12 protein-coding genes are annotated in these 9,389 nt (G+C 67.5%); 8 read left to right on the top strand and 4 right to left on the bottom strand.

Annotation, left to right across the window (positions count from 1 at the left end; translation table 11 throughout):
- Positions 1–452: LysR family transcriptional regulator (locus EQG76_RS20625; RefSeq protein ID WP_159716217.1), on the bottom strand; the 452-nt coding region annotated here is incomplete at its 3' end.
- A gap of 178 nt (positions 453–630) precedes the next feature.
- Between EQG76_RS20625 and EQG76_RS20620 the strand changes: the two genes are divergently transcribed.
- The 8 genes from EQG76_RS20620 (at position 631) to EQG76_RS20585 (ending at position 8,303) form a co-directional block, all read left to right on the top strand.
- Positions 631–1,740 carry a PLP-dependent cysteine synthase family protein gene (locus tag EQG76_RS20620; protein ID WP_235031473.1) on the top strand — a complete coding sequence of 370 codons (1,110 nt, stop codon included), beginning with the start codon at positions 631–633 and terminating at the stop codon, positions 1,738–1,740.
- The gene (locus EQG76_RS20615; RefSeq protein WP_159716216.1) at positions 1,737–2,213 is read left to right on the top strand and encodes a CMD domain-containing protein; all 477 of its coding nucleotides are present in this window, start codon (positions 1,737–1,739) and stop codon (positions 2,211–2,213) included. The genes EQG76_RS20620 and EQG76_RS20615 overlap by 4 nt, the downstream gene beginning before the upstream one ends.
- Positions 2,210–2,791 carry a peroxidase-related enzyme gene (locus tag EQG76_RS20610; protein ID WP_159716215.1) on the top strand — a complete coding sequence of 194 codons (582 nt, stop codon included), beginning with the start codon at positions 2,210–2,212 and terminating at the stop codon, positions 2,789–2,791. Before EQG76_RS20615 ends, EQG76_RS20610 begins: the two co-directional genes overlap by 4 nt.
- Positions 2,792–3,112: 321 nt before the next feature.
- Complete coding sequence (locus EQG76_RS20605) at positions 3,113–4,186, top strand: NAD/NADP-dependent octopine/nopaline dehydrogenase family protein (protein WP_159716214.1); 1,074 nt, start codon at positions 3,113–3,115, stop codon at positions 4,184–4,186.
- 50 nt (positions 4,187–4,236) lie between these two features.
- Complete coding sequence (locus tag EQG76_RS20600) at positions 4,237–5,343, top strand: ABC transporter substrate-binding protein (protein WP_159716213.1); 1,107 nt, start codon at positions 4,237–4,239, stop codon at positions 5,341–5,343.
- A 94-nt stretch (positions 5,344–5,437) separates the two neighbouring features.
- Positions 5,438–6,427: an ABC transporter permease gene (locus EQG76_RS20595; protein WP_159716212.1), complete on the top strand. Its 990-nt coding sequence runs from the start codon at positions 5,438–5,440 to the stop codon at positions 6,425–6,427.
- Entirely contained in the window at positions 6,424–7,212 is a 789-nt protein-coding gene (locus EQG76_RS20590; RefSeq protein ID WP_159716211.1) for an ABC transporter permease, read from the top strand. Before EQG76_RS20595 ends, EQG76_RS20590 begins: the two co-directional genes overlap by 4 nt.
- The gene (locus EQG76_RS20585) at positions 7,212–8,303 is read left to right on the top strand and encodes an ABC transporter ATP-binding protein (protein ID WP_159716210.1); all 1,092 of its coding nucleotides are present in this window, start codon (positions 7,212–7,214) and stop codon (positions 8,301–8,303) included. The genes EQG76_RS20590 and EQG76_RS20585 overlap by 1 nt, the downstream gene beginning before the upstream one ends.
- A gap of 44 nt (positions 8,304–8,347) precedes the next feature.
- Here EQG76_RS20585 and EQG76_RS20580 read toward each other — a convergent pair whose 3' ends face one another.
- The 3 genes from EQG76_RS20580 to EQG76_RS20570 all read right to left on the bottom strand — a co-directional run bounded on the left by EQG76_RS20580 (position 8,348) and on the right by EQG76_RS20570 (position 9,296).
- Positions 8,348–8,500, bottom strand: a complete 153-nt coding sequence (locus tag EQG76_RS20580) for a hypothetical protein (RefSeq protein ID WP_159716209.1) — start codon at positions 8,498–8,500, stop codon at positions 8,348–8,350.
- Positions 8,501–8,528: 28 nt separating this feature from the next.
- Positions 8,529–8,792 carry an FIG domain-containing protein gene (locus EQG76_RS20575; RefSeq protein ID WP_159716208.1) on the bottom strand — a complete coding sequence of 88 codons (264 nt, stop codon included), beginning with the start codon at positions 8,790–8,792 and terminating at the stop codon, positions 8,529–8,531.
- A 279-nt stretch (positions 8,793–9,071) separates the two neighbouring features.
- Positions 9,072–9,296 carry a Rossmann-fold NAD(P)-binding domain-containing protein gene (locus EQG76_RS20570; protein ID WP_235031472.1) on the bottom strand — a complete coding sequence of 75 codons (225 nt, stop codon included), beginning with the start codon at positions 9,294–9,296 and terminating at the stop codon, positions 9,072–9,074.
- Positions 9,297–9,389: the final 93 nt, after the last annotated feature.

The raw sequence follows: 9,389 nt of genomic DNA, 5'->3' as shown, positions 1-9,389 counted from the left end.
GCCAGCCCCAGATCCGCGCTGCGCGACAGGATGGCGCGGACCACCTGCTCGGCGGATACCGCCTGGAGGTGGACCTGCCAGGGTAGCAGAGCCGGATCCAGGCGCGCCAGCGCCAGGGGCACCAGCCCGGCCGCCAGGGCCGGGATCGCCGCGATCTCGATCGCCTGGGGCATGCCCGCGGCGATCGCCTGTGCCCGTTCGTGCAGGTGGTGCAGGCCGAACAGCATCCGCTCGGCCTCCTCATGGAAGCGGACGCCGAACTCGGTCGGTGTGATCCGTGGGCCGTTGCGGCTGAACAGGGCAAGGCCCAGCGAGGCCTCGAGCTCCTGGATCGCCCGGGTCACGGCTGGCTGCGAGCGCTGCAGGAGCCGCGCGGCAGCGGTGATGCTCCCCGCCGACATCACCGCGACGAACGCTTCGAGCTGCCCTGGATCGACTGCTGGAGAATGCATGTTTCGAATTAATGCTGTTGCATTATGCTGATCAAGCATGAAGATGGCGGGGTCGGGTGTGAGGAGGTCCGCGATGACGGCGGATGTCGCCGCGATGGCGGCGGACGATGCGGCGCTGGTGGGTCAGGAGCGGTGGCCGGCGGACGTTGGCGACGTCGGCCGGGACGAGCGCGCATGGATGGACCGGGCGGTGGCGCTTATCGACGCCGATCAGCGGCGCTCGGCCGACACCCACCTCCTCAGGCTCGAGACCGGGCTTGCGGGCATCGACCTGTACCTGAAGGACGAGTCGACCCACCCGACCGGCAGCCTTAAGCACCGGCTCGCCCGCTCGCTGTTCCTGTACGGCCTGTGCAACCGCAAGATCCGCCCTGGCCGGCCGGTGGTCGAGGCGTCCTCCGGCTCGACCGCGGTTTCCGAAGCCTATTTCGCGCGCATGATTGGTGTGCCGTTCTATGCCGTCGTCCCGCAGACGACCTCCTGCGATAAGATCGCGGCGATCGAGCATCACGGCGGCATCTGCCATTTCGTGAGCGGCTCGGCCTCCATCTATGACGAGGCCGCAGCATTGGCTCGGCGCCTGGGCGGCCATTATCTCGACCAGTTCACCTTCGCCGAGCGCGCCACCGACTGGCGGGGCAACAACAACATCGCGGAATCGATCTTCGGCCAGATGCAGCTGGAGCCCCACCCAGTCCCGGCCTGGATCGTGACCAGTGCCGGCACCGGGGGTACCACCGCCACCATCGGCCGCTATATCGGCCTGAAGCGCCACCCCACCCGCCTGCTCTGCGCCGATCCCGAATTCTCCGCCTTCTTCGACGGCTATCGCACCGGCGATGCGGCGGCCACCTGCCAACACCTCTCCACGATCGAGGGTATTGGCCGGCCGCGGGTCGAGCCGTCCTTCATCCCCGAGGTGGTGGACGAGATGGTCAAGGTGCCGGACGCCGCCTCGCTGGCCGCGATGCGGGTGCTCTCGCGCCGGCTCGGCCGCAGGGTCGGCGGCTCCACCGGTACCAACTTCTTCGCCCTGTGCTGGAAGGCGGCAAGCATGCGGCAGCAGGGCCGGACCGGCTCGCTCGTCTCGCTGATCTGCGATGCCGGCGAGCGCTACAGCAAGACCTATTACTGCCAGGCGTGGCTCGAGGAGCGCTCCCTCGACACGTCCGGCTTCGAGGCCATCATCGAGCGCTTCCTCGATGGCGGTGGCTTCGGGCATGAACCGGTCGCCGCGCGGCGTACCGCCTGCAGCATCAGCCGACACATTTCGGACCCGATTGCATGACCACCATCGAGAACCTGCTCGGCGCCGATGCCCGCCTGGCTACGCTGCTCGGCCAGCGCCGCACCATCATGGAGCTGACGGAAGCCAGCGGAACGGCCGTCCTGACGCCGCGCGAGCCGGGCGGCCTGCCCCATGGCCTGCGTGCCGCGATCGCGCTGCGTGCCGCCGCCGTCCAGGACGAGGAGCTGATGGCGCACTACCGGGCGATGCTCGAAGCCTGCCCGGGCGGCGTGGGCTTCGCCGCTTTTGCCGTACCTGGGACCATGCCCGAGGATGCCCGGCTGGCAGCGATCCTGCGCCATGCCGACCTGCTGACCGCCGAGCCCCGGCAGGCCACCCGGGACGACATCGAGGCGCTCAAGGCCGCCGGCGTTACGGAGCCGGACATCGTGCGCCTGGCCGAACTCTGTGCGTTCCTCGCCTACCAGGCACGGCTGCTGATGGGCTTCCGACTGCTGAGGAATGCACGATGAGCGAGGTCGTCCACGCCTTCACCGTCGAGATCCCGGTCTGGCGCCCCTATGTCACCCCGGTCGACTTGGCCCAGGCGACCGCGGAGCAGCAGGACGCGCTGAAGGTCACGCCGTCCAACACCAAGGTGTCGGACTATGTGCTGGTACTGGCGCACGATCCCGAATCGCTGACGCACCGCACCCCCTTGTTCAATGCCATCATGTATGGCGCTGGCGGCCTGTCCCGGTCGGAGCGCGAGCTGGGGGCCATCGGCGCCTCGGTGGTCAACCGCTGCATCTACTGCGCGGCCGTCCATGCCAGCCGCTACAACCAGTTGACCAAGTCGACCGAGCTGGTGGAGGAGGTGTTCCGCGCCGGCGCGGATGCCCGCCTGCCAGCCCGCGAGCAGGCGATCTACAACTTCGCCGTGAAGCTCTCGCGCTGCCCACCGGAGGCGGATGCTGCCGACATCGAGCGGCTGCGCGCGGCAGGCCTGAGCGAGCTGGAGATCCTCGACCTGGTGCTGGCCATCGCGATCTTCGGTTGGGCCAACCGGCTGATGCACACGCTGGGCGAGCCGGTCGCCGGGTCGGACTGAGGAGTGCCAGGGCTACGCGGCGGCAGGCAGGGTAGATGTTCGTGGAGATGGATTACAATAAGCGGCAGCAGTAGTCTGATCTGATCCAGATCCCGACAAGTACCGACGCACGCGACCCTCCTGATTTTGCCAGAAGGGAAGTGTTTTCCGCGCGCCGGTTCAAGTCGACGTTTTCAGGCGGCCGCCCCATGCCAGCGGCCCTCTTGTTGACGACTTGTCGCACCAGCGTTACGATTTTTCGTCACGACGGCCCGACCGGTCCCTCGGCCGGAAGCCGGCTGCCATGAGTCCCAGCACCCATCAGACATCGAGGTTCGTTTCATGCAGGTGGCTATTCTCGGCGCAGGAGCGATCGCCTATGGGACCGCTGCCCTGCTCCGCAGCCATGGCCACGGCGTGCGCCTCTGGTCGCCGTCGGGGCAGCGCGGCCGGGCGCTGGAGAACGGCCCGCTGATCGCCAAGGGTGCCTTGGAAGGCCGGTTCGGGGTCGGCGTCGCCAAGAGCTGCGCGGAGGTCCTGGACGGCGCCGAGGTGGTGATCGTGGCCCTGCCCGCCAACGGCCATCGCGCCGTCATCGAGGCGGCCGCACCGCATCTGCGGGCCGGCCAGACCGTGATCTTCTCCTCGCACGCCTCGTTCGGCGCGCTCTACCTGGACCGGCTGCTGGCCGATCGCAGCGTCCGCCTGCCGATCATCGTCTGGGGCACCACGGTCGTCACCGGTCGCCAGCCGCAGGACGACACGGTCACGGTCAACACGGTCCGCGCCAAGCTCGACATCGCCACCCTGCCGGCCACGCATGGCGAAGCGGGCCTAGCCCTGTGCACCGCGCTGTTCGGCGACCGCTTCGTCCTGCGCGACGGGCTGCTGGCGATCGCACTGAGCAACCTCAATCCCCAGAACCATCTGGGGATCGCGATGTTCAACCTCACCCGGATGGAGCGCGGCGAGACTTGGGGCCAGGGCGAGAACGTCACGCCGCTGGTGGGCCGGCTCCTGGAGCAGCTCGACCTGGAGCGCCTGGCGATCGCCGAGGCGCTGGGCCTGTCGGTGCGCACCATCTTCGAGCATTTCCATCTATCCTTCCACGTGCCGGTCGCCAGCATCTCCGAGATGAACCAGCAGATGCATGCCGAAGGGCGCGGCGGCTTCGGCCCCACCACCGCGCAGAGCCGCTACGTGCTGGAGGACGTCCCGTTTGGCCTGGTGCCGACCGCCCTGCTCGGCCGGCTGGTCGGCCGGCCGGCGAAGCTGCACGAGGCCGGCATTACCCTCCTGTCCGGCGCCTATGGCCGCGACTTCACCGCGGACAACGACCTCCTGCCGGTCAGTGGCGTGGAAGGCCGCGGGATCGACGAGCTGGTGCGGCTGTGCCGGGAAGGCTCGGCCGCCTGATCCTTTGGCCTTTGGTTCCAGTGCGTCATTTTCTGGAAGGAAACGCGGTTATGCAGAAGCTCCTGCCCCCTCGCCGGACGATCCTGAAGGGTGCCGGGCTCGCGGCCGGCGCGCTCGCGATGCCCAATATCATCCGCAGCGCCCGCGCCCAGGAGAAGGTGGTCAACGTCTGGACCTATGCGAACTTCATCCCGGACGACTTCAAGGCGAAGTTCGAGAACGACACCGGGATCCGGATCCAGATCCGTCTGGTCGACGACCAGGGCAAGGCGTTCAACCTGCTCACCGCTGAGCAGCCCAACCCCAGCGTCGACATCCTGACGATCGCCGGGCACCGATTCAGTCAGTTCATCACCTCCGGGCTCCTGGAGGCGATTGACACCGACCGGCTGAGCAACTGGAACATCATCAACCCGGTCTATCGCGACAGCGACTGGATCCTGATCGACGGCAAGAAGTGGGGCGTGCCGATCCTGGCCGGTGCGGAAGGCCTGGCCTACAATACTGAGGTGGTGACGCCCGAGGAGGCGGAAAGCTGGGACGTGATGTTCGATCCCAAGTACGAGGGCCAGACCGCCTACATCATCCAGGACTTCATGTCCGTGACCATGCTCTATCTCGGCTATGACGGGAACATGGTCGAGTACAAGGACGACCCGGAGAAGGCCAAGGCGGTGGTCGCCGAGGCGCGCGACTTCCTGATCAAGCACAAGGGCCAGGTCCGCAAGTTCTACGACGCGGGCGCGGAAGTGCAGCAGATGTTCATCAACCAGGACATTGTGCTGGCCCAGGCCTGGTCCGGCCCGATCTCCAAGCTGATTATGGACGGCTTCCCGGTGGCGCTGACCATCCCGAAGCCCGGCAGCTACGGCTTCGTCTACAACTTCAACATCGCCAAGAACGCCCCCAATGCCGACAACGCCTACCAGCTCCTGAACGCGATCCTGGGCTCGCCCGAGGTCGGCACCGCGATGACTCGCTCGTCCGGCTACCTCTCGACCATCGACGGTGCCGCCGATGGCCTGAACGACCTCGAGCGCCGCGCCTCCTCGCTGAGCCAGGAGGAACTGTCGCGCCTGACCTTCTTCAACACCGAGGCCGACCAGCTGAAATACAGCCTGGTCGACCCCGCGGTCGAAGAAATCAAGGCCGCCTGACATTCACTCGGCGCCGGGCCGGCGCTAAAGGATCGGCCGCACCGGCCTGCCCGTCCTCGCGAGGGCAGGCCTTTTCCCTCAGCAAGGACGGCCCATGGCCACGACCAGCGAGCGTACCGGGAACGACGCTGCCCTCATCCGGCCCCAGGACGGCACCCGCAGCTTCTGGACGCGCCTGACCGCCAATCCGGCCTACCAGCGGGCCAGCGACCTGCTGCTGTCCTCGGACCGCCGCCGGTTCTGGCTCCTGGCCGTGCCGGCCTTGATCTGGATGTTCGGGACCCATCTCGGGCCGATCCTGACCATGATCCGGATCAGCTTCCTGGATTCCTACCCGCCCAGCGCGGGCCGCGTCCCTGATGTGACGCTGGAGAACTACCTGCTGTTCTTCCAGGCGCCGAACTACATCACCCCGTTCGTGCGGACCTTCGTCTACTCGACCTGCTACACGCTGCTGACGCTCTCGCTGATGTACCCGATCGCCTATTTCCTGGCGAAGAAGCTCCGTCCCAGCCGGCAGATGCTGTTCCTCCTGCTCCTGCTGGTCCCCTTCTGGGTCGGCGAGATCGTGCGCACCTATGCGATCATGATCCTGTTGGGGAATCGCGGCTTCCTCAACATCGTGCTGATGGGATTGGGCCTGACCAGCCGGCCGATCCCGTTCATGTATACCGGCTTCTCGCTCGGCATGGGCCTGGTCTACCTGACCTCGCTCTACATGCTGCTGCCGCTCTACGCCTCGCTCGAGAAGATCCCGCGCAACTATCTGGAAGCCGCCGCCGACCTCGGCGCCGGATCCTGGACGCGATTCCGGCGGGTCACCCTGCCCTTGTCCAAGGACGGGATCGCGTCCGGCTGCGTGCTCGTCTTCCTGATCTCGACCGGCTACTACGCCACCCCGGTCCTACTGGGCGGCCCCAGCACCACCGTGTTCGCCGAGACGATCGCAGGCTTCTTCCACGTCGCCGGCGACAAGTGGCCGGAGGGTGCCGCCTTCTCGACCATCATGCTGCTGGCCTCGCTGGTCACGGTCGGCCTGTTCCTCCGGCTGCTCGGCCGGCGCAGCGGGAGCCTGCTCGGATGATGCGCCCCAGTCAGATCGCCCTCACCACCTTCTACTGGGCGTTCATCGTCTACCTGTTCCTGCCCTTGGCCCTGATGGTGGTCATGGGCTTCAAGGACAGCAACTTCATCGGCTTTCCGATCAATGCCTGGACCACGCGCTGGTATCTCCAGGTCTTCCAAGACACCGCGGTTCTCCACGCCTTCGGCTACACCCTGCTGATCTCGATTGTGTCCACCGCACTCTCGCTGGTCATCGGCACCTGGTGCGCGGTGTTCCTGGGACCCGCCAGGTTCTGGGGCCGGGCCCTGGTGTTCGCCGTGATGTGCCTGCCCGCGGTCATCCCAGGCGTGATCTCGGCCATCTCCATGCGGATCTTCATCCGCGCCATCGGGCTGGAGCCCGGCACCGGTGCCATCATCCTGGGCCTCACCATCCACAACGTGCCGTTCGTGGCGCTGATGGTGCTCTCGCGCCTGGGCGCCATGCCGCGCAGCCAAGTCGAGGCCGCGCGTGACCTGGGTGCCGACAGCCTGGTGGCGTTCCTGCGCGTCACCCTGCCCTTCCTGTTCCCCTCCCTCCTGGGAGCCTCGATCTTCTGCATGCTGCTCAGCTTCGACGACTTCGTGCGCGCCTTCTTCCTGGGCGGCTACCAGCCGACCCTGCCGGTGCTGATCTTCGCCGAGCTGCGCTCGGGCATGTCGCCTGCCATCAACGCGATCTCAACCGTGGTCCTGGTCGTGACCGCAGCACTCGGCCTGTGGGCGGAACGCGCCACCCGCCGGCTCAAGGGAACCAGAAGCTGATGCACCGCCAGAGCACCATCGCGCGCTTCACCGACGTCACCAAGCGCTTTGGCAGGAACGTGGCGGTCGACCGCCTGGACCTGGACATCGCCCAGGGCGAGTTCGTCACCCTGCTGGGACCGTCGGGCTGCGGCAAGTCGACCACGCTGCGCATGCTGGGCGGCTTCGAGACGCCGGACGAGGGCCGCATCCTGCTGGCCGGGGAGGACGTCACCCGCCTGCCGCCCAACCGGCGCGACGTGAACATGGTCTTCCAGGACTATGCCCTGTTCCCGCACATGACCGTCGCGAGCAACATCGCCTTCGGCCTGGAGCTGCAGGGCCTTGGCCTGGGCGCGATCGACGCGCGGGTGGGCGAGCTCCTGGAGCTGGTCCAGCTCGGCAGCTTCCGCGACCGGATGCCGGACCAGCTCTCTGGCGGCCAGCGCCAGCGCGTGGCGCTGGCGAGGGCACTGGCCCGCGAGCCCAAGCTGCTCCTGCTCGACGAGCCGCTGGGCGCGCTCGACGCCAAGCTGCGCGGCCAGGTCCAGATCGAGCTGAAGGCCCTGCAGCAGCGCACCGGCAAGACCTTCCTGTTCGTCACCCACGACCAGGAGGAGGCGCTGACCATGTCCGACCGGATCATCGTGATGAATGCCGGGCGGATCGAGCAGGACGGCACGCCGGAGGAGCTCTACCACCAGCCGCGCAGCCGGTTCGTCGCCGACTTCATCGGCGAGACCAACCTGTTCGCCTGCCAGGTCCGCGGCAGCGAGGACGGGCGGGTCGTGCTGGACTGGAACGGCATCCTCCTGCGCGCCGCCGGCAGCGTCGAGTCGCTGGGCGGCCGCACGGCCGTCGAGGCGGCGCTCCGGCCGGAGAGCATCCGGCTCACGAGCGAACGGCCTGACCAGGCGAACGCGCTGCGGATGCGAATCGTGCGCCGTGTCTTCAAGGGCAGCCGGATCGACCTGGACCTGGAGGCCCAGGACGAGCCGGGCGGCAACGCCGGGCTGAAGGCATCCCCCGATCCCGCCGCCATCGAGGCGCTTGTCGGCGACACGGTCTGGGCATCCTGGGATCCCGGCCGCCTGGCGATCCTGCAGGCCTGAACCCGATGATCGCTGCAGAGGCTGGTCCGTAGGAGCCGTCGGCCTCAGCAGCCGCGCAGGCAGTCCAGGAGCTCGTCGTGGATCAGGCCGTTGGTCGCGACCTTCTCGAGGTCGACATCCAGCGCATCGCGGTTCCCGAGCGTCGTCAGCCGACCACCGGCAGCGCGCATCAGCGGCATGGCGGCGGCATAGGACATGATGTCGGACTTGATCGACAGGCCTCGTTCAGCTGGCTGGCGCGACCAGCGTCAGCTCCAGACCGGCCGAGCAGATGACGCGGGCGCCGCGCGCAGCGTCGCCGAGACACCGGGCGATCTCGACAGACCGCGCCACCTCCTCTGGACTGAAGCTCGACGTCAGGACGACCGAGATCACCGCATCGGAGAGCTGGCACACCGGGGAGACCCGTGCGGGTACGTCATTGACGGTGCCGATGCCGTCCTCGGCGTAGCGGGCGATGATGCCGGCCAGTCCCTGGCGAAGAACCATCCGGTGATCACGTCCGCCATTTCCATGATGACACGGGCGATCCACCCGAGCATCGTTCTTCCCTCCCACCTGATCTCGCGGAGCCCTCGTTCCTTCCTGCAGCCGAGAACAGGCGGAGGGAGGCCTGGTGCGCGGTTCAGCAGGCGGTCTGGCCGCCATCGATGATGAAGGTCTGCTTGGTCGCAGACGAGGCGAGCAGCGAGCACAGATAGAGAACCACCCGGTCATCTCCTCCGGCCGAGCAGCGGGCCGGCCGGCACGCTCCGGCACATGGGCGAATCATCGAGCCAGCGCCTGGTCATCGGGCTTTGCCACGACCTGGTCGAAGGTCGCCTCGTCCAGCTCGGCGAGCGGCCAGGTTGGCGGAAGCACGCAGACATTGTCGAAGGCGCAGTGCAGGCCGCCATGGGCCTCGACGGTCCAGGCCACCAGGGCCTCCACCTGGCCGGCATCTACGACGTCGGTCCGCACAAACGTCCCTATACCGCCGGCGCGCTCGATCATCTCGATGCTCTCGGCACCTCGCCGGTGAAATCGAGCAGGTTGGCTGACATGGGACCTCCTGTGGAAATCGGGCCGCGAATGGTGGGATGGTGT

Source organism: Geminicoccus flavidas, assembly GCF_009806515.1.
Taxonomy (GTDB): Bacteria; Pseudomonadota; Alphaproteobacteria; order Geminicoccales; family Geminicoccaceae; genus Geminicoccus; species Geminicoccus flavidus.
The sequence above is the reverse complement of the archived record's forward strand: the minus strand, read 5'-3'. Positions and strand labels throughout refer to the sequence as shown.

Bases quoted from the DNA above. Each gene is read 5' to 3' on its own strand.
- EQG76_RS20620 (WP_235031473.1), top strand. From the start codon at position 631: ATGGACCGGGCGGTGGCGCTTATCGACGCCGATCAGCGGCGCTCGGCC.
- EQG76_RS20615 (WP_159716216.1), top strand. From the start codon at position 1,737: ATGACCACCATCGAGAACCTGCTCGGCGCCGATGCCCGCCTGGCTACG.
- EQG76_RS20610 (WP_159716215.1), top strand. From the start codon at position 2,210: ATGAGCGAGGTCGTCCACGCCTTCACCGTCGAGATCCCGGTCTGGCGC.
- EQG76_RS20605 (WP_159716214.1), top strand. From the start codon at position 3,113: ATGCAGGTGGCTATTCTCGGCGCAGGAGCGATCGCCTATGGGACCGCT.
- EQG76_RS20600 (WP_159716213.1), top strand. From the start codon at position 4,237: ATGCAGAAGCTCCTGCCCCCTCGCCGGACGATCCTGAAGGGTGCCGGG.
- EQG76_RS20595 (WP_159716212.1), top strand. From the start codon at position 5,438: ATGGCCACGACCAGCGAGCGTACCGGGAACGACGCTGCCCTCATCCGG.
- EQG76_RS20590 (WP_159716211.1), top strand. From the start codon at position 6,424: ATGATGCGCCCCAGTCAGATCGCCCTCACCACCTTCTACTGGGCGTTC.
- EQG76_RS20585 (WP_159716210.1), top strand. From the start codon at position 7,212: ATGCACCGCCAGAGCACCATCGCGCGCTTCACCGACGTCACCAAGCGC.
- EQG76_RS20580 (WP_159716209.1), bottom strand. From the start codon at position 8,500: ATGTCCTATGCCGCCGCCATGCCGCTGATGCGCGCTGCCGGTGGTCGG.
- EQG76_RS20575 (WP_159716208.1), bottom strand. From the start codon at position 8,792: ATGGTTCTTCGCCAGGGACTGGCCGGCATCATCGCCCGCTACGCCGAG.
- EQG76_RS20570 (WP_235031472.1), bottom strand. From the start codon at position 9,296: ATGATCGAGCGCGCCGGCGGTATAGGGACGTTTGTGCGGACCGACGTC.